This is a genomic window from Phreatobacter sp., assembly GCF_030691135.1.
GTDB lineage: Bacteria > Pseudomonadota > Alphaproteobacteria > Rhizobiales > Phreatobacteraceae > Phreatobacter.
This window is the reverse complement of sequence record NZ_JAUYFA010000011.1, coordinates 171,480-189,495: the sequence shown is the minus strand read 5'-3', so window position 1 is coordinate 189,495 and position 18,016 is coordinate 171,480. Positions and strand designations below refer to the sequence as shown.

Below are 18,016 nucleotides of genomic sequence, written 5' to 3'. Positions count from 1 at the left end.
CGCAGCGCGCAGCAGGCCGAGGCCCGCGCCAGCGCCGCCGAGCGCGGCGAGGGGGCCGGTCAGCGAAATCGTCAGCAGTCCAGCGCGACGGGGTCCACCGGCGCCTCCAACGTCGCTGCCGTCGCCGCCTGGCGCCAGCGCGTGCTCGCCCACCTCGCCCGTTACAGGATCTATCCGGAACAGGCGCGCGAGCGCGGCATTCGCGGCCGCACCGGGGTCGCCTTCACTCTGACCGGGAGCGGCGCGGTCACCGCCGTCTCCATCGCCTCCTCGTCGGGGGCGGCCATTCTCGATCAGGCGACGCTCGCCATGGTGCGTCGCGCCCAGCCCTTCCCGCCAAATCCGGCCGGAGGTTCCGCCAGCTTCACGGCGGGAATAAACTACAGTCTCTATTGATATCAGCCAGTCCGCAGGACGAGCCAGAAGGAAGAGTTGCCATGTATATCGCCATGAACCGCTTCAAGGTCATCAAGGGCGCCGAGGCCGACTTCGAGACGATCTGGCGGACCCGCCAGTCCTATCTCAACGAACTCAAGGGCTTCGTCGAATTCGCCCTGCTCAAGGGGCCGGTCCGCGAGGATCACACGCTCTATGCTTCCCATACCGTCTGGGAGAGCCACGCCGATTTCGATGCCTGGACCAAGTCCGAGCAGTTCCGCAAGTCGCATGCCCGTGCCGGCATGGCTGATGCCAAGCCGACCTCCATGGGTCATCCCGAGTTCGAGGGCTTCGAGGCCGTGCTCGTCGACGACAACCGCGGCAAGCCCTCCCTGGCCGCCGAGTGACGTCATGGCGGCGCAAATGTCTGCGGAACTGACCGCCCCCGAGGACCGTCTGGCGGCCGCGCGGGCCGCCCTTGCCGCCAAGCCGGACGGGGTCATCGAGAATGTCGCGCGCGAGCACGGTCTCTCGCCCCGGCAGGTGCTGGCCATGCTGCCTCCCGGCGAGAGCATCACCGCGCCGGACGAGGCCTTCGCGGCGATCTGGAATGACGTCACCGGCTGGGGCGAGATCCTGTTCATCGTCAACACGCCTGATATCGTGCTGGAATGTCACGGCGCGCTGGTGCCGGGTTCGGCCGGCCACGGCTGGTTCAATGTCCATGGCGACAGCCCGATCGGCGGTCACATCAAGGCGTCGAACTGCAGCGAGATCTGTTTCGTCGATCGCGTCTTCCACGGGCGCCGTTCGCTGTCGATCCAGTTCTACAACGGCGCCGGCGAGGCGATGTTCAAGATCTTCGTCCGCCGCGACAAGGAGCGGGCGCTGCTGCCCGACCAGATCGTGAAGTTCGAGGCGCTGCGGGCGCGCTACGCCTGAACCCGGCGCGGAAAAAGTCAAAGGGCGCGGCCGACGCCGCGCCCTTTTGCGTTGACCCTGGGATTTTCACGTCATGTCCGGGCTGGTCCCGGGCATGACGGCGGGGAGGGCCTTTGGCGGCTCAGAAGTTCACCTTGTCGCCGCCCTTCAGGCCGAGGATCTCGCGGGCATCGTCGGGCGTGGCGATCTCGAGGCCCATGCCCTCGATGATCTGGCGCACCTTGGTCACCTGCTCGGCATTGTTCTTCGCCAGCTTGCCGGGGCCGATCCACAGCGAGTCCTCGAGGCCGACACGGACATTGCCGCCCATGGCGAGCGACATGGCGGCGATCGGCATCTGGTTCCGCCCGGCGCCGAGGACCGACCACTGGTACTCGTCACCGAAGAGGCGGTCGGCCGTACGCTTCATCATCACCACGTCCTCGTAATGCCCGCCGATGCCCCCGAGGATGCCGAAGACCGACTGGATGAAGAACGGCGGCTTGATCACACCGCGGTCGGCGAAGTGCCTGAGCGTGTAGAGGTGGCCGATATCGTAGCACTCCACCTCGAAACGCGTGCCGTTATTGGCGCAGGTGGTGAGGATATATTCAATGTCGGCCAGGGTGTTCTTGAACATGCCGGCACGGGAGCCCTCGAGATAGGGCTTCTCCCAGTCATGCTTGAACTCCTTGAAGCGGTCGAGCATGGGGTAGAGGCCGAAATTCATCGTCCCCATGTTGAGGCTCGCCACTTCCGGCGCGTAATGGGCTGCCGGCTTGACGCGCTCCTCGACGGTCATGGTCTGCGACCCGCCGCTGGTGATGTTGATGGCGACGTCGGAGCGCTGCTTGATCACCTTCAGGAAGGGCGCATAGGCCTCGATCGACTGATCGGGACGCCCGTCCCTGGGGTCGCGCGCGTGCAGGTGGACGATGGCCGCTCCCGCTTCCGCCGCCGCAATGGCGTTGTCGGCGATCTCCTGCGCCGTGATCGGCAGATGCTCCGACATCGACGGGGTGTGGATGGAGCCGGTGATGGCGCAGGTGATGATGACTTTCTTCGACTTCGCCATGGTGGGCTCCTTCGTCGGACTGCGGGAGGATTGAAGATCAGGCCGGTTTCTTCTTCGCGCCGCGCTTGTGCGCCTTCAAGGCCGCCAAACGGCCGTCGCGCCATTTCGACAGGCGGGCTATGCGTTCGGGCGACTGCTCGCCCGGCCATTCCGCCATGATCGCCGTCTCGTTCGCCTTGGTGAAGACCTTGCGACCGGTGAGACGTGTGAGGCTCGGTCCGTAGCGCTGGTTGTAGTCGGGAATGCCGCCGGGGGCGTTCAGTTCGATGGTCTCGAAGGGGCCTATGAAGGACCAGCGCAGGCCGAGCCCGTCCCGGATCGTCTTGTCGAGGTCTTCCGGGGAGACGACGCCCGAGCCGACGAGATCGAAGGCCTCGGCCATCAGCACCGCCTGCAGGCGGTTGAGGACGAAGCCGTCGATCTCCTTTTTCACGGTGATCGGCACCTGGCCGACCTTCTCGTAGATGGCGCGGGCTTTCTCCACCACCTTCGGATCGGTCCACGGCGCCGGGCAGAGCTCGACGATGGGCACGAGATGCGGGGGGTTGACCGGATGGGCGACGAGCACGCGGGAGCGGTGCTTCAGGTCCTTGGCCCAGAGCGAGGAGAACATGAAGGAGGTCGAGGAGACGACGATGGCGGAGGCCGGCGCGAGGGCGTCGATCTCGCCGTGGATGGCGATCTTGTCCTCGACCTTTTCCGGTCCGTTCTCCTGCACGAAGGCGCAGCCCTTGAGGGCTTCGGCGAGGGTGGCGCAGGCGACGAGATTTTTGGCGGAGGCCTTGGCGTCCTTGACGAGGTCCAGGTCGGCCAGTTCCTTCAGGTTCTTGGCGATATGCGCCTTCGCCAACTCGGCGACGCCCGGAACCGGGTCATAGAGCGCGGTGGTCCAGCCATGGCTGCAGAAGACCGTGGCCCAGGCCCGGCCGATCAGGCCCGATCCGACGATGGCGATTTTGGGCATGTCGTTTTCCTCTGGATCCTCACATGTCGTGATCGGGCTTGTCCCGGTCATCCACGACTTGAACATGGCCGGACGAGAAGTCGTGGATACCCGTGACAAGCCCGGGCATGACGAGCGTCAGCGCATCATGCCTCCGGCGGCTCGTCACAGCCACAGCACCTTGCGCCGCAGGTCCTGGTCGTCGCGCAGGTCCTTCGACGCGCCGTGCCAGGTGACTGCGCCGCGCTCCAGCGCAACCGTGCGATCGGAGATCGCCAGCGCCAGATCGAGGTGATGGTCGACGATGATGATCGAGACCTCGTGCCGGAGCTTGTCGAAGGCCTCGAAGAGCTCTTCCGTGATGGCCGGCGACAGGCCCTCGAAAGGCTCGTCGAGCAGCAGGAGCCGCGTATCGCCGACGAGGGCGCGGGCGACCGCCACCATCTGCTGTTCGCCGCCCGAGAGGAAATCGGCCGACGTCGACCAGCGTTCCTTCAGGCGGGGGAAGAAGGCGAGAACCCGGTCCTCATCCCAGTGCTGCCCGGCGCCTGTCAGCCGTTTCAGCCGGCCGAGCATCAGGTTGTCCTTCACCGACAGCCCGGCGAAGAGGCCGCGGCCCTGCGGCACATAGCCGACCCCGAGCCGCGCCACCTTGTCGGAGGGAAGGCCCGAGAGAACGTCGCCCGCCAGCGTCACCGTGCCGCTAGCGGGCGGCGCGATGCCGGTGATGGTCTTCAGGACCGTCGACTTGCCCGCACCGTTGCGGCCGAGCAGGGCGATGATCTCGCCGGCTTTCACGTCGAAGGAGACGTCGTTGAGGATGTGGCTCTTGCCATAGAACGTATTGACCTTGTCCAGGGTGAGCAGCGTCTTCGTGGTCGCCGCCGAGGCGCGCGCCTTGGCCGCCACCGCATGGGTGCCGGAGCCGAGATAGACCGCCTGGACGCGCTCCGACGAGCGTGCCGCCTCTACCGTGCCGTCCACCAGCACCTCGCCGTCGTTCATCACCGTGACGTGGTCGGCGATCTGGAACACGCGGTCGATGTCGTGCTCGACCAATAGCACCGGGATGTCTCCCGAAATGGTCTTGACGATGTCGCCGACGCGTTTTCTCTCCGCGGCGGCGAGGCCCGCCAGCGGTTCGTCGAGGAGGAGAATGCGCGGCCGCGTCGCCAGCGCCAGCGCCATGTCGACGAGGCGCTGGCCGCCATAGGACAGCGAGCCCGCTTCCGCCTGTTCGATGCCGCCGAGGCCCAGATAGCGGATCAGGGTCGCGGTATCGTCCTGCAGGCCGGGCAGGGCGGTCGCCTCCGCCCAGACGCCGAACCGGCCGGGATGGCGCGCCTGGATGGCGAGACGCACGTTTTCGTGGATGGTGAGGCCGGGAAAGAGGTTGGTGATCTGGAACGAGCGGCCGACGCCGGCCTGTGTGATCGCGTGGGGTGAGAGGCCGCCGACCTCACGGCCATCCAGCTTCACCGTGCCACGGTCGGGCGGAAACATGCCGGACAGGAGGTTGAAGGCCGTCGTCTTGCCGGCGCCATTGGGGCCGATCATCGCATGGAGCGTGCGGTCCTTCACGGTGAAGCTGATGCCGCGGACCGCCTTGATGCCGCCGAAGCTCTTGGCGATGTCGTCCACCACCATGACGGCGCCGTCACCCTGCCGGCCTTCGCGCACGAACTGCGGCGGCACGGGGCCCACCGCCTCGACGCGCCGCGCCGCCATGGCGGCATCGGTCTCGATGCGCTTGCGGAAGGGGGCGAGCACCCGCTCGGCGACGCCGATCAGGCCGGTGGGCGAGAAGACGATGAAACCGACGAACAACAGGCCGAAGAACAGGAGCCAGCTCGAGGTGAAGAGCGAGAGATATTCGCGGAACAGCATGAAGAACAGCGCCCCCAGCGCCGGCCCCATGAAGCTGCGCATGCCGCCGATCACCACCATCGCGAGGAGCTCGCCCGAGAACTGGATGGCGATCGGGTCGGCGGAGGTGAAGCGGTGGTGGAAGGCCGAGAGGACGCCGGCAAAGCCGGTCAGGGTCGCCGAAATGGTGAAGGCGATCAGCTTGTAGCGGTCTGTGTCGTAGCCGACGAAGCGGGCGCGCACCTCGTTCTCGCGCACAGCCACCAGGACGCTGCCGACGGGGGAGCGGTGGAATCGCTGGAGCAGGAAGACCACGGCGAAGCCGATGACCGCGACGAGGACGTAGAAGGCCCAGGGATTGTTGAGATCGGCGATGCCCCAATGCGGCCGGACGACGCCGCCGAGCCCGTTCTCGCCGCCGGTGAGATCCGTCCAGCGGAACGACACGGTATAGGCGACCGCCGTCATGGCGAGGGTCAGGAGCGAGAAATAGACCCCGCGCCGCCGCAGGATCAGCAGGCCGAGCAGGGTGGAGACCACCCCGACGAAGAGGATCGAGAAGCCTGCCGGCAGCAGGATCTGGTCGGGAAAGAAATGGCGTTGCGCCAGGACCGCCGCATAGGCGCCGATGCCGAAGAAGGCGCCGTGGCCGAAGGACACGAGGCCGGTATGGCCGACCAGGATGTTCAGCGCCAGGGCGGCGATGGCGAAGATGACGACGTCGGTGGCCGATGTCAGCGTCAGGCCGATCGACAGCATGAAGACGGGCAGGACGACGAGCGCCGCGATGGCCGCCAGAAGCGTGCGGAGGGTCGGGGTCATCGGATCACTCGAATTTCTGGATGCGTTCGCCGAAGAGGCCGCGCGGGCGGGTGAGCAGCACGAGCACCATCAGCAGATAGACCGAGGCTTCCGTGGCGGCGGGGTAGAAATGCGCGGCGACGCCGCGGGTCATGCCGACGATGGCGGCGGCCGCCACGACGCCCCAGAAGGAACCGAGGCCACCGATCACCACGACGACGAAGGCGAAGGTGATGATCTCCTGGCCCATCGCCGGGTGTACGCCGGCGATCGGGGCGATGAGCACGCCGGCGAGGGCCGCGAGGCCGACGCCGATCATCACCACCGCGGTCATGTAGGGCTTCAGCGAGATGCCCAGCGCGCCGACCATGTCCGGGTTCTGGACACCGGCGCGGACCACCTTGCCGAAGGCGGTCTTCGTCAGCAGGATCCAAAGGCCGAGCACCGCCACGGCGGTGATACCCAGCGTAATCAGCCGGTAGCGCGAATAGACGAAGTCGCCGAGGAAGACCTGGCCGCGCAGTTCCGGCGGGATGGAGAAGGGAACCGGCGCCGCGCCGTAAAGGATGCGCAGCGTCTGCTCGGTCACCATGGCGAGGCCGAAGGTGAGGAGCAGGCCGAGGATCGGATCGGCATTGTAGAAGCGCCTCAACAGGAACCGCTCCACCACCATGCCGATCAGCGCGACGATCAGCGGCGAGACGATCAGCGCCCCGCCGAAGCCGATGCGGTCGGCGAGCGTCACCGCGAGGTAGGCGCCAATGGCATAGAAGGCGCCGTGGGCGAGGTTCACGATCCCGCCGAGCGAGAAGATCATCGACAGCCCGAGCGCGATCATCAGGTAGTATGACCCGGCGAGCAGGCCGTTCAGGATCTGCGAGAGCAGCGGGATCAGGTCAGGCACGGGATCGGTCCGGGGTGCGGGATGGCATCGGCGTTCGGCATGGCGGCAATGCGTCCTGCGAGGCACGGCCGGAGCGACAGCGGACGCCTTTCGGGTCCGCCAGACGTCAGACCGCGCCCCGAAGGGCACTCGTCAGGGGCAGGGCGACCGGAGCGCTGCGGGCGCTCCGGCCGGACCGTCACTTCACGCCCGGAACGTGCACTTGTTCTCGTCGTCGGTCGCCGCGATCACCTCGAGGCTCTCGTTGGCGGCCGGAACCGGCGGGGACGAGGTGAAGATGTCGTGCTGGTTTCTGATCTGCGCCGCCGGCAGGGCGGTGATCGCATACATCTCCATCATCATCTGATGGTCCTTGGCCCGGAAATAGCCTTCGCGGGTCTTCAGGAGGTCGAACTTGGCGCCCTTCTCGAAATGCTCGACAATCTTGATGCCTTCGGTCGACTTCGTCTCGGTGATGGCCTGAGCCACGATCTTCAACGAGCAATAGTCGCCCCAGGCCTGGTTCTCCGGCATGCGGTTCCACTTCTTCTGGAAGCCGGTGACGAAGGCCTTGGAACCGGGCGTATCGATGAGGTGGTGCCAGACCACCGGCCAGGTCCCACCGAAATTCCCCCGGCCGGCGCCCCAGGCCAGCGCGGTGTCGAAACCGAAGCCCGCCACCGGGAAGGTCAGGCCGAACTCGGCATATTGCTTGAGGAAGTTGGTGATCTGCGTGCCGGCGAGATTGAGGCAGACGACGTCCGGACGCGCCTGGCGGATCTTCAGGAGGAACGGCGAGAAGTCGGCGAGATCGGTCGGGATCAGGTCGTCGCCGGCATGGTTGCCGCCGTTCGCCGCCATGTAGCGCTTGGCGACGTTGAGGAGATCGTGGCCGAAGGCATAGTCCGCCGTCAGCGAATACCACCTCTTGCCGGAGACGAGACCGTCGCGGATGAGCGACCGGCCCACCGCCTTCACATACATCGAGTTCTGCGCCTCGATGTGGAACATGAAGCGCTGGCAGTCCGAGCCGCGCAGCGCGTCCGAATTGGCGCCGGTGTTGATGAACAACACCTTCTCGCGCTGGACGACCTGGGCGATGGCGAGCGCCGAGGCCGATGAGATTTCACCGAGGAGGGCGACGATCTTGTCGCGCTGGACGAGACGCTCGGCCTTGGCCGAGGCCTGCTGCGGATTCGGGCTGTCGTCGAGAATGAGCTCGAGCTTGCGGCCCATGATGCCGCCGGCCGCATTGATCTCTTCCGCCGCAAGCTGTGCGGCCTGTGCGGCATATTCGCCCAAGGGACCGAGGAAGCCGGTCCGCGGGGTGATGTGGCCGATCTTGATGGCGTCGGCCTGCGCATAGCTGATGGCGGGGGCACCCAGCGTCCCGAGCGCGGCAGCGCCGGCGGAGGCCTTGATGAGGGTGCGGCGTGACAGGCTCTTGTCGAACGGCATCGGACGTCTCCTTGGCAGTGTTTCCAGACCCAATTCACCCGAGCGGGAGCGTTGACCGCCCCTCGCTGACGGCAGGCCGATGGCTTGCCGTGATCTGTGATCACAGTTATGGTTTCTCAAATGGCTGGATTTGTCCAGCCCCCTTCGCGACACTGAGCAGCGACCGCACGGAACGCGGTCGGATTTGAACGGAACGCTTGTCATGAGTGACGCGCTATGAGCGTCGCAGAGGCCCTGACCACCATCGGACCGCTCGAGCGGGAAACGCTCGGCGACCAGGTCTATGGTCATCTGCGCGAGCTGCTGATGGCAGGCCGCCTCGCTCCCGGCGACAAGCTCTCCCTGCGCGGCACCGCCGAGGCCATGGGGGTCAGCATGATGCCGGTGCGCGAGGCCGTCAGCCGGCTCGTCGCCGACCGCGCCCTGGAGGTCGCGCCGAACCGGGCGGTGCGGGTGCCGATCATGACGGTCAGCCAGTTTCGCGAACTCACGACGGTGCGCATCGAGATCGAAGGGTTCGCGGCGCATACGGCGGCCAGCGCCGCTTTGCCCGACGACATCGCGCGGATCGCGACGCTTGAATCCGCCTTCCGCGCCCTCAGTCTCCTCGCCCGGCCCGATCTGTCCGAAGCGGTCCGGCTGAACAAGGATCTGCATTTCGCGATCTATCGGGCCACGGGCCTGCCGACCCTCTCCGAGATCATCGGTGCCCTCTGGCTCAAGGCCGGCCCGGTCTTGAACCTCGATCTCGGCGCCAATCCCGAGCGCCTCGCAGCCGGCGGCGCGGTGCGCTTCCATGCCGATGCGCTGGCGGCGATCCGCGCCGGTGACGGGCCCGCTGCCCGCGCCGCTATCGCGGCGGATATCCGGGGTGCCGCCGACTTTATCATCGCCAGGGGCGGTCTCGCCGCGGCCTAGAAAACAAGACATCAGGGAGACGGTTCGATGGATCTCGGCATCAAGGGTCTGCGCGTCCTCGTCACGGCGGGCGCCAACGGCATCGGCCGCGAGGTGGCGCGTGCCTTCGCAGAGGAGGGGGCGCGGGTCCATGTCTGCGACGTCGACCGCGAGGCCATCGCGGAGCTCGCCCGGACCGACCCCGCCATCACCTCCTCCTTCTGCGACGTGGCGGACCGCAAACAGGTCGCCGACCTCTTCGCCACCACCATCGATCGGCTGGGCGGCCTCGACGTCCTCGTCAACAATGCCGGAATCGCCGGCCCCACGGGGCGCGTCGAGGAGATCAACCCGGAGGACTGGGACCGCTGCATCGAGGTCTGCCTCACCAGCCAGTTCAACTGTGCCCGCCTCGCCGTGCCGCATCTGAAAGCCAGCACCAACGCCTCGATCATCAACCTGGCCTCCGTCGCCGGGCGCTTCGGCTTCGCCCTGCGCACGCCCTATGCGGCGGCGAAATGGGGCGTTGTCGGCTTCACCAAATCGCTGGCCATCGAGCTCGGCGAGTTCGGCATCCGCGTCAACGACATCCTGCCCGGCCTGGTCGAGGGAGACCGCATCCGCCGCGTGCTGGAGGCCAAAGCCCAGTCGCGCGGCGTCTCGTTCCGCGAGATCGAGCAGCAGGCCTCGTCCTATACCTCGCTGAAGACCTTCGTCACCGCGCGCCAGCTCGCCGACCAGATGCTGTTCCTGTGCTCGCCGAAGGGCAAGACCATCTCCGGCCAGGCGCTGTCGATCTGCGGCGACATGCAGATGCTGACCTGACGGGGAGGCGCCGGCGCTGCAGCCGTTGCGTCTTGGTCGGTCATTTCCAGCCGTCGCGCCATGCCGGGACGAGCCCGGGCATGACGGCGAGGTTGAGCCTGGTGGCCGGGCAGGCCCCGGCGCCCTCACGCCCTTGGAATCCCGCCCGTTCCATGCAAGGCACGCGTCGTGACCGTCATCGCCCATGTCTCCGACCTGCACCTGACGCCGGTGCCCTTTCCCTTCGGCGAGGGCCTGAAGCCCGCGCTCGGCTGGATCAACTGGGCGCGCAAGCCCGGTGCCCATGACGGCGCCATCGCCGCGCGGATCATCGCTGCGCTGCGCGCCGCGCGGCCCGATCACGTGGCTCTGACCGGCGATCTCATCGAACTCGGCCTCACCACCGAATATGCCGCGGCCGGCGCTGCGCTCGGTGAGTTCGGTGATCCCGAGCGCGTCTCCTGGGCCCCCGGCAACCACGACGTCTATACCCGCCGCGCCGCGCAGCGCCTGCAAGCGATCCTCGGCGACTGGCTGGGGCCTCCTGCGGGGGAGGGTGACCTGCGCGCCCGCTTTCCCCGTCTCACCCTCGCCGGCCGCGTTGCCGTCGTCACCCTCTGCTCGGGCACTCCGACCTGGCTCTTCTCGGCGGAAGGCGAACTCGGCGCCGCCCAGCTCGGCCGCCTCGACACGCTGCTTGCCGGCCTCGACCGCAGGGCCCAGCTGCCGGTCCTCGCCATCCACCATCCGCCCCACGCACCGGGACTGTCGCGGCTGAAGCGGCTGCGCGAGGGCGAGGCGCTGATGGCGCTTCTTGCCCGCCACGGCTGCCCGCTGGTGCTGCACGGCCACCTGCACCGCGCCTGCGACACGGTCTGGACCGGGGCGACGGGCACAATCACCCTCGCCGGTGCGCCCTCGGCCTCGGCGGCCGGCCGCCACGGCGACGATCCCGCCGGCTTCAGCCTGATCCATGTCGCGTCCGATCTCTCCTGGCGCCTCGAGCGCCGGACACTCTCCTGATTTCGCAACCGCGCCCTGCGTCAATCCGATTGGCATCCGCCCGGCTTGATGCTCTTGATGACGGCCCCCGCGTCCTGCCCAACCCGGTTGAGACCCATGAACGCTCCCCTCGCGGCTTCTGCGATCGATCCCGTCCTGCTGGAAGGCCTCCGCACCCTCCTCGGCAGCCGCGTCTCGACCTCGGAATCCGACCGCGCCCAGCATGGCCGCGACGAGTCGCGCCATGCGCCCCGCCTTCCCGATGCGGTGTGCCGGGCGGTGACGACGGAAGAGGTCGCGGCCATCGTCCGGCTCTGCGCCGCCCATGACACGCCGATCGTCGCCTATGGCGCGGGTTCGTCGCTGGAAGGCGCCCTCATCCCGGTCAACGGCGGAGTGTCCCTCGACCTCACCGGCATGAACCAGATCCTCGGCGTCCGCGCCGAAGACCTTGATGCGACGGTACAAGCCGGCGTGACGCGCATGCAGCTCAATGCCCATCTGCGCGACACCGGCCTGTTCTTCCCGGTCGACCCCGGGGCCGTCGCCACCATCGGCGGCATGGCCGCGACGCGGGCCTCCGGCACCAATGCGGTGCGCTATGGCACGATGCGCGAAAACGTCGTCAACCTCACCGTGGTGCTCTCCGACGGCCGCGTCATCCGCACGCGCTCGCGCGCGAAGAAGTCCTCGGCCGGCTACGACCTCACCGGCCTCTTCGTCGGCCAGGAGGGCACGCTCGGCATCATCACCGAGGTCACCGTCCGGCTCTATGGCATTCCCGAGGTCATGGCCGCGGCGACCTGTTCGTTCCCCAGCGTCGACGCTGCGGTCGACACGGTGATCCAGACGATCCAGATGGGCATTCCCATCTCGCGGGTCGAACTGCTCGACGACCGCGCCATCGAGGCCGTCAACGCCTATTCCAAGCTTACCCTGCCGGTGACGCCGACTCTCTTCTTCGAATTTGCCGGCAGCCAGTCCGGTGTCGAGGAACAGGCTTCCATCGTCGAGGACCTCGCCAGGGGGGAGGGCGCCAGCAACTGGCGCTGGTCCACCGATGCCGATGAACGGGCAAAGCTCTGGCAGGCCCGCCACGACATCCACTGGGCCATCCGGGCCCTGCGCCCCGGCGCCAAGGGCTGGGGCACCGACGTCTGCGTGCCGATCTCGGCGCTGGCCGAAGTGATCCGCGAGGTGCGCAAGGAGACCTCGCAGCAGAGCTTCGGCACCACCCTCGTCGGCCATGTCGGCGACGGCAATTTCCATCTCGGCATGCAGATCGACCCGGACGATCCGGCCGAATGGGCCAAGGCCAACGAGATCAACGACCGCATGGTCAAACATGCCATCGCCCTCGGCGGCACCTGCACCGGCGAGCACGGCGTCGGCATCGGCAAGATGAAATTCATGCGCGAGGAACACGGCGAGGCACTCGACGTGATGTATCTGATCAAGAACGCCCTCGACCCCAAGGGCATCTTCAATCCCGGCAAGGTGCTGCCGTCCTGATCGGCTGCTCCGCGGAAAAGCCTGCGGAATAAATCGGACTCGGCTGCGGCAAAGTGCTACCGTGTCCTATGTCTCAGACTGATTTCACCGCTGCAGCGGAGCTCTTCGCCAACAAGCGAAAGTCGTTCCGCTCCCGCGTCCCGCTCAAGTACAAGCGTTTCGACAGCCTCGCGCTGGCCGTCCAGTTCGCCGTCGAGGAACTCGGGGCCGACCTCAACGGCATCAACATCCGCACCGAGAACGACGACGTCTCCGGCGCTGCCATCCGCACGCTCTACGACGATGCCGCCTATCCTCTGGAGCGAAAGGCGCTTCGGCAAGCCTCATGACCCATCCCCAGATCGCGGTCGCGCCCGCCGGCGTCGCGGCTCTCGTCGAGGTGCGCAGCATGGGTGGCGTCAATTTCATCCGCCCCGACCGGGTCATCGCCATCCAGACATCGCCAACCGGCACGTCCCTGATCGTCATGGAGGGCGGCACCACCGTCCATTCCTCGGAAACGACCAAGGTCATTGCCGATCGCATCGCGGCCGCCGACCGGGACCGCTAGCCGGCCCCTCCTCGGTCGTTTCCGGCACCGGCCCTCCGGCCTCGCGTGCCTTCCTCGAGACAACAGGTGATCAACAAAATGGCCCAGCACAGGTTCAAGGTCGGCGACGTCGTCACGCTCGGTCGCTCCTTCATCAAGATGCCCGAAGGCCCCTTCGAGGTGATCCGCCTGCTGCCCTCCGACTCGGCCGATCCGGCCTACCGGATCAAGAGCCGGACGGAATCCTATGAGCGCGCCGTGCGCGAATACGAGATCAAGGCGGCCTGACCGGCCTCCTGCATGGCTCCTATGGTCGGCCGGTCTTGCCAGGACGCCGCCTTCCACCGCTGACTGTCGCTCTCCACGTGAAGCAGCGAACGAGCCGGACATGCAGGACCTGACCCCCGCCGCACTTCTCGAGGCCGTCCGCCGATGGGTGGCCATCGAGAGCCCGACTCAGGACGTGGCTGCCGTCGACCGCATGGCCGACCATGCCGAGGCCCTCCTGCGCGACGTCGACGCCCGGATCGAGCGCATCCCCGGCACGATGGGCTATGCCGACATCCTGATCGGCCGCATCGCCGGCGAGACCGAAGGTCCCGGCATTCTCCTGCTCGGCCATATCGACACCGTCCATCCCGTCGGCACGCTGGCGGCGGAACTGCCCTGGCGCCTTGACGGTGACCGCGCCTATGGCCCCGGCATCTACGACATGAAGGGCGGCAATGCGATCGCCATGGCGGCGCTCGCCCATCTCCACGCCTCCGGTCGCCGGGCCGCACATGCCGGTCACCGTCATGTTCATCCCCGACGAGGAGGCCGGCAGCCCGTCCTCGCGCGCGCGCATCGAGGCCGAGGCACGCCGCCATGCCATCGTGCTGGTGGCCGAACCCTCGGGGGAGGGCGGCAAGCTGACCGTCGCCCGTCACGGCATCGCCCGCTATGCCCTGAAGACGACGGGCATTCCCGCCCATGCCGGCGCCTATCATGCCAAGGGTCGCAGTGCGATCCGCGAGATGGCCCGCCAGATCATCGCCGTCGAGGCGATGACCGACTATGAGCGCTCCATCACGCTCAATGTCGGAACCATGTCCGGCGGCACCCACGAGAACATGGTGCCGATCCATGCCGAGGCCTGCGTCTATGTGCTGGTGCCGACGGTCGAGGCCGAGGCCGAGGTGCGCGCCAGGCTGCTCGCCCTGACGCCGCATGACCCCGATGTCGTGCTCGCCGTGACCCCGGGTCTCTTCCGCCCGCCCTATCGCAAGACCGCCGCCATCCAGAAGCTCTACGACCACGCCGCTGGCCTTGCCGGCGAACTCGGCTTCGCCATCGCCGGAGAGCGCATCGCCGGCGGCGGGTCCGACGGCAATTTCACCGGTGCGCTCGGCGTGCCGACCCTCGACGGGCTGGGTGTCATCGGCGACGGGCCCCACACCCATCACGAGCACCTGCTCGTCTCCTGCCTGGTGCCCCGCACCCGGCTCTATGTCCGGCTGTTCGAAACCCTGACGCCGGACCTGGTCGTCGGTTGATCGGCACCGGCGACGCCGGCCGGGCCTCTACTCGGCGGCTGCCGGCACGGCGAGCCGGGACCACCAGCCTTCGAGCGCTGCGCGCGTGCAGGGCAGCTTGACGTCCATGCCGCCGGCAAAAGCGTCCCAGGCGGGCTGGAAACGCATGGGAACGCCGATCACGAGCGGCATTTCGGCCGCTACCGCGGCGCCGATCTCGGCGATCAGGCCACCGCCATCCGCCTCCATCCGCCCGAACTTGTTGACGACCACGAGATCGGCCGGCCGGTCGAGGGCCTGCCGCAGGGCGGCCGCGGCCTCCGCCAGCCCTGCCGGGTCCAGCCGACAGGCATTGACGCTCCCGGGGCCGAGGTCCTGGCAGATGGAGATCCGGCGACCCGTGCCGAGCGCCTCGAGCTCCATGTCGAGTTCCGCGCAGCCGGCGCCGGCATTGATCTGGATGAGGCCGGCAACCTTGACGCCCGCCGCTTCGCGCTCATGGGCGAAGGTGGCGAGCAGGGCGTCGCAGTCGTCGTCGGGGCCGTAAGGGACGGCGGCAATGAGGCTCATGCGGATGATCTCGGTTTGGACTGCGAAGATGGGACCTGGTCGCCGCAAGGTAAAGGTCCTGCGACTCAACCGATCGCCGGGGCTCGGCAGGACGACGAACTCGTGGTTTGATGGCGGCGACTCGCGACGGGCCCGGTGTCGGCCCCATGGCAGGGATGGATGGACATGCTGAAGGTTCCGATGGTCGTGCTGATCGCCGCGACGATCCTTGTCGCCGCAGGATCGAACAGCGCCGAAGCCCGCCATCGCGGGCGCGACATGCACGGATGGTGTCGCGCTGATGCGGCCCAGATGATGGGCCTCAGCCGCCGCTCCGTCGTCCTGGAACGGCATGTCGCCCGAACTGCCGGCGGGCGTTACGAGATCAGGGGCCTCGCCTCCCACGGTAGGTTCGGCAACCGCGCCTTCACCTGCCAGTTCAATCGGCACCGCGTCCTGCAGGGCGCGGTCTGAAGCGCCTTCAAGCCTTTCGGACGAGGAAGGTCAGCGTGCCGTCACCCTGCTGCTGATCCTCCAGCACATCCCCGGTCTCCCTCAGGAGGTTGGGGATGTCGATGCCGGCCATCGGATCCGTGCAAACGACGGATAGGCGCTCTCCGGATGCGATCCGGCTGAGCGCCTTCCGCGTCTTGAGGGCGGGCAGGGGGCATTTGAGCCCCTTGAGGTCCAGAAGGGCCGCCTCAGCCGGCGCGCCGACACGATCGGGGAGGTCCTGCACGGTGCCGGTCACGTCGCGCTGTCAGCGCGTCGCCGAGGGAGCGGCCATGCCGTCCCAGGACTTGCCGACCAGATTGTAACCGGCCTCGGTGCCGCGCAGCTGCGCACCCGAACCGACAAAGCGCGCATCGACCGTCTGCTGGTAGGTCGTGTTGAGAAGATAGCCGGCGCCGACTGCCATGACGATGGCGGCAGCGAATGCGAGCGTGATGGCCTTCATGACGTTCCCCTCTAGGAAGTTCTTGTTTCGTCGCGGAATTTATCATGCGTCTGGAATCGTTCAAGCGTCGCGACGTCGCGGCCGGCACTATTCGATCACGATGGCCGGCGGCTGCTTGATCGTCACGTCGCCGGTGCCCGACAGGCTCGCCCAGACCTGCCGCGCGATGTCGCGATAGACCAGCGAATGCGGGCTGGACGGATCGGTCGCGACGATCGGCCGCCCGGAATCGGACCTCTCGCGCAGGGCCATGTCGAGCGGCACCTCACCGAGGAAGGGCACGCCGAGGCGCGTCGCTTCCTTGCGCGCGCCACCGTGGCCGAAGATGTCGTAGCGGTTGCCGGTGTCGGGCGCGATGAAATAGCTCATGTTCTCGACGATACCGAGGATGGGCACCTCGGTCTTGCGGAACATGGCGACGCCGCGCCGCGCATCGATCAGGGCGAGGTCCTGCGGCGTGGATACGATGACCGCGCCGGCGAGCGGTGTCGCCTGCGCCATGGTCAGCTGCGCGTCGCCGGTGCCCGGTGGCATGTCGACCACGAGGACGTCGAGTTCGCCCCAGGCGACCTCGCGCAGCATCTGGGTGATGGCGCTCATGACCATCGGCCCGCGCCAGATCATCGGCGTCTCTTCCTCGACCATGAAGCCGATGGACATGACCTTGACGCCATAGCCTTCGAGCGGGGCGAGGGTGCGTCCGCTCACCACCCGCGGCTTGCCGTGCAGGCCGAAGAGCTTGGGCAGCGAGGGGCCGTAGATGTCGGCGTCGAGAATGCCGACCTTCTGCCCGTTGGCAGCCAGGGCCAGTGCGAGATTGCAGGCGGTGGTGGACTTGCCGACCCCGCCCTTGCCCGAAGCGACCGCAATGACGTGTCGGACCCCCGGGATTGTCGCGACCTTCGGCGAGGGCGCCTGCGAGGGACGGCCGGCGGCGACATGGGGTTGGGTGGAGGGAGGCGGACGCATCCCGCCCGAGCCCGGTCCCGGAGTGCTCGGCCGGTCGGCGGTCAGCGAGACCAGCGCCTGGCCGACGCCGGGCACGCCGCCGATCGCCGATTGTGCCGCGGCGCGCACCGGCTCCATGGCGGCCGCCTCCGTGGCGTCGATGGCGATCGTGACCATCACCTTGTCGCCGTTGACGAGGATGTCGGACAGCCGTCCGGAGGCCGTCAGAGACTGGCCGCTCGCAGGCAGCTTCACCTGTTCGAGTGCCCGCGCAATTTCTTCGCGTGTGACCATGATGCCCCCATACGACAGGCGGTCACATAGGGCATCCCGCCGGGTTGCGGAAGGGTGGCGTCGGTGTCAGGGCGTCACGGTCAGGCGCAGCACATAGGTATCGAGCGGCATGGCCCGGTTGACCGTCGACAATTCGCGGGGCGGCGACACCAGTTCTCCGAAAGCGACGAAGCGGCCCTGGACCGGTACGAAGGGCGCGCCGAGATGGGCGGCCGGCGACAGACGATAGGTGGGCGCCGCGGCCCCGACGGCCTCGATCTCGACGACGGGTGCACCGGTGCGGGCGCAGCCGCGCGGCGAGACGCAGACGCCGTCGGCGACGACGCGGCTGAACCGCAACTTGATGAGCCGGCCGCCGGCGCCGGGAACCTCGACGGTCTCGCCACCGCGGATCTCGACCTGCTGCTGCTGTGGCGCCTGCGCCTTTGTCGGCCCCGTCACGAGGAGGAGCACGGCGCTCGCGGCGAGGAACATCAGGGTGGGGGCGGCGATCATTGTCACATTCGCAAGCGATGGGCTGTTCGGTGTCATATGCGGCTCCGGGTATTGCTCCCGTGTGTCGCGATGACTGCGCAATTGGTTCAGCCGGGGATATGGGCTCGCGGATGCGACCGTGCCGCGAGGGCTGGCTCACGATTGCGCGAGCCGTGGATCATCGGCCGAGAGGCGCGGCGAAGGACGCAT

22 protein-coding genes and 1 pseudogene are annotated in these 18,016 nt (G+C 67.6%); 13 read left to right on the top strand and 10 right to left on the bottom strand.

Annotation, left to right across the window (positions count from 1 at the left end; all coding sequences use genetic code 11):
* The 3 genes from Q8O26_RS02270 to hutX all read left to right on the top strand — a co-directional run.
* Positions 1-396, top strand: a 396-nt coding sequence (locus Q8O26_RS02270) for an energy transducer TonB (protein WP_305573051.1), incomplete at its 5' end; no start/stop codon positions are given.
* Between the two features lie 41 nt (positions 397-437).
* A complete protein-coding gene (locus Q8O26_RS02265) occupies positions 438-785 on the top strand; it encodes an antibiotic biosynthesis monooxygenase (RefSeq protein ID WP_305573049.1) in 348 nt (115 codons plus the stop codon).
* A gap of 16 nt (positions 786-801) precedes the next feature.
* On the top strand, positions 802-1,320 hold the full coding sequence (hutX, locus tag Q8O26_RS02260; protein ID WP_305573047.1) for a heme utilization cystosolic carrier protein HutX: 519 nt from the start codon (positions 802-804) through the stop codon (positions 1,318-1,320).
* A 121-nt stretch (positions 1,321-1,441) separates the two neighbouring features.
* Here the strand turns inward: hutX and Q8O26_RS02255 are convergent, their stop codons facing one another.
* The 5 genes from Q8O26_RS02255 to Q8O26_RS02235 all read right to left on the bottom strand — a co-directional run bounded on the left by Q8O26_RS02255 (position 1,442) and on the right by Q8O26_RS02235 (position 8,325).
* Positions 1,442-2,374 carry a 3-keto-5-aminohexanoate cleavage protein gene (locus Q8O26_RS02255; protein ID WP_305573045.1) on the bottom strand — a complete coding sequence of 311 codons (933 nt, stop codon included), beginning with the start codon at positions 2,372-2,374 and terminating at the stop codon, positions 1,442-1,444.
* A gap of 37 nt (positions 2,375-2,411) precedes the next feature.
* Positions 2,412-3,338, bottom strand: a complete 927-nt coding sequence (locus Q8O26_RS02250; RefSeq protein ID WP_305573043.1) for a 3-hydroxyacyl-CoA dehydrogenase — start codon at positions 3,336-3,338, stop codon at positions 2,412-2,414.
* A gap of 144 nt (positions 3,339-3,482) precedes the next feature.
* Positions 3,483-6,005, bottom strand: a complete 2,523-nt coding sequence (locus Q8O26_RS02245) for a branched-chain amino acid ABC transporter ATP-binding protein/permease (RefSeq protein ID WP_305573041.1) — start codon at positions 6,003-6,005, stop codon at positions 3,483-3,485.
* Between the two features lie 4 nt (positions 6,006-6,009).
* Positions 6,010-6,888, bottom strand: a complete 879-nt coding sequence (locus Q8O26_RS02240) for a branched-chain amino acid ABC transporter permease (RefSeq protein ID WP_305573039.1) — start codon at positions 6,886-6,888, stop codon at positions 6,010-6,012.
* A gap of 183 nt (positions 6,889-7,071) precedes the next feature.
* The gene (locus Q8O26_RS02235) at positions 7,072-8,325 is read right to left on the bottom strand and encodes an ABC transporter substrate-binding protein (RefSeq protein ID WP_305573037.1); all 1,254 of its coding nucleotides are present in this window, start codon (positions 8,323-8,325) and stop codon (positions 7,072-7,074) included.
* Positions 8,326-8,541: 216 nt separating this feature from the next.
* Between Q8O26_RS02235 and Q8O26_RS02230 the strand changes: the two genes are divergently transcribed.
* The 9 genes and pseudogenes from Q8O26_RS02230 (at position 8,542) to Q8O26_RS02190 (ending at position 14,604) form a co-directional block, all read left to right on the top strand.
* A complete protein-coding gene (locus tag Q8O26_RS02230) occupies positions 8,542-9,243 on the top strand; it encodes a GntR family transcriptional regulator (protein WP_305573035.1) in 702 nt (233 codons plus the stop codon).
* 27 nt (positions 9,244-9,270) lie between these two features.
* Positions 9,271-10,047, top strand: coding sequence for an SDR family oxidoreductase (locus tag Q8O26_RS02225; RefSeq protein ID WP_305573033.1), 777 nt, complete (start codon positions 9,271-9,273; stop codon positions 10,045-10,047).
* A gap of 168 nt (positions 10,048-10,215) precedes the next feature.
* Complete coding sequence (locus tag Q8O26_RS02220) at positions 10,216-11,049, top strand: metallophosphoesterase (protein WP_305573031.1); 834 nt, start codon at positions 10,216-10,218, stop codon at positions 11,047-11,049.
* 96 nt (positions 11,050-11,145) lie between these two features.
* Positions 11,146-12,540, top strand: a complete 1,395-nt coding sequence (locus tag Q8O26_RS02215) for an FAD-binding oxidoreductase (RefSeq protein WP_305573029.1) — start codon at positions 11,146-11,148, stop codon at positions 12,538-12,540.
* A 68-nt stretch (positions 12,541-12,608) separates the two neighbouring features.
* On the top strand, positions 12,609-12,869 hold the full coding sequence (locus Q8O26_RS02210) for a hypothetical protein (RefSeq protein WP_305573027.1): 261 nt from the start codon (positions 12,609-12,611) through the stop codon (positions 12,867-12,869).
* Positions 12,866-13,090: a hypothetical protein gene (locus Q8O26_RS02205; protein WP_305573025.1), complete on the top strand. Its 225-nt coding sequence runs from the start codon at positions 12,866-12,868 to the stop codon at positions 13,088-13,090. The genes Q8O26_RS02210 and Q8O26_RS02205 overlap by 4 nt, the downstream gene beginning before the upstream one ends.
* A 78-nt stretch (positions 13,091-13,168) precedes the next feature.
* Positions 13,169-13,357, top strand: a complete 189-nt coding sequence (locus Q8O26_RS02200; RefSeq protein ID WP_305573023.1) for a hypothetical protein — start codon at positions 13,169-13,171, stop codon at positions 13,355-13,357.
* Positions 13,317-13,784 (top strand): annotated as a pseudogene (locus Q8O26_RS20725) (hypothetical protein); the annotation flags it as partial. The gene Q8O26_RS02200 and the pseudogene Q8O26_RS20725, both read left to right, overlap by 41 nt.
* 67 nt (positions 13,785-13,851) lie before the next feature.
* Entirely contained in the window at positions 13,852-14,604 is a 753-nt protein-coding gene (locus Q8O26_RS02190) for a M20/M25/M40 family metallo-hydrolase (protein ID WP_305573021.1), read from the top strand.
* 27 nt (positions 14,605-14,631) lie between these two features.
* Here Q8O26_RS02190 and Q8O26_RS02185 read toward each other — a convergent pair whose 3' ends face one another.
* Complete coding sequence (locus Q8O26_RS02185) at positions 14,632-15,153, bottom strand: DUF2478 domain-containing protein (protein ID WP_305573020.1); 522 nt, start codon at positions 15,151-15,153, stop codon at positions 14,632-14,634.
* 165 nt (positions 15,154-15,318) lie between these two features.
* Between Q8O26_RS02185 and Q8O26_RS02180 the strand changes: the two genes are divergently transcribed.
* Positions 15,319-15,606, top strand: coding sequence for a hypothetical protein (locus Q8O26_RS02180; RefSeq protein ID WP_305573018.1), 288 nt, complete (start codon positions 15,319-15,321; stop codon positions 15,604-15,606).
* Between the two features lie 7 nt (positions 15,607-15,613).
* On the opposite strand, the gene Q8O26_RS02175 is transcribed toward Q8O26_RS02180, so the two are convergent.
* The 4 genes from Q8O26_RS02175 to Q8O26_RS02160 form a co-directional block, all read right to left on the bottom strand.
* Complete coding sequence (locus tag Q8O26_RS02175; protein ID WP_305573016.1) at positions 15,614-15,883, bottom strand: sulfurtransferase TusA family protein; 270 nt, start codon at positions 15,881-15,883, stop codon at positions 15,614-15,616.
* Positions 15,884-15,892: 9 nt separating this feature from the next.
* Complete coding sequence (locus Q8O26_RS02170) at positions 15,893-16,090, bottom strand: hypothetical protein (RefSeq protein WP_305573014.1); 198 nt, start codon at positions 16,088-16,090, stop codon at positions 15,893-15,895.
* 87 nt (positions 16,091-16,177) lie between these two features.
* Positions 16,178-17,335, bottom strand: coding sequence for an Mrp/NBP35 family ATP-binding protein (locus Q8O26_RS02165; RefSeq protein WP_305573059.1), 1,158 nt, complete (start codon positions 17,333-17,335; stop codon positions 16,178-16,180).
* Positions 17,336-17,398: 63 nt separating this feature from the next.
* A complete protein-coding gene (locus Q8O26_RS02160) occupies positions 17,399-17,827 on the bottom strand; it encodes a hypothetical protein (protein ID WP_305573012.1) in 429 nt (142 codons plus the stop codon).
* Positions 17,828-18,016 lie beyond the last annotated feature (189 nt).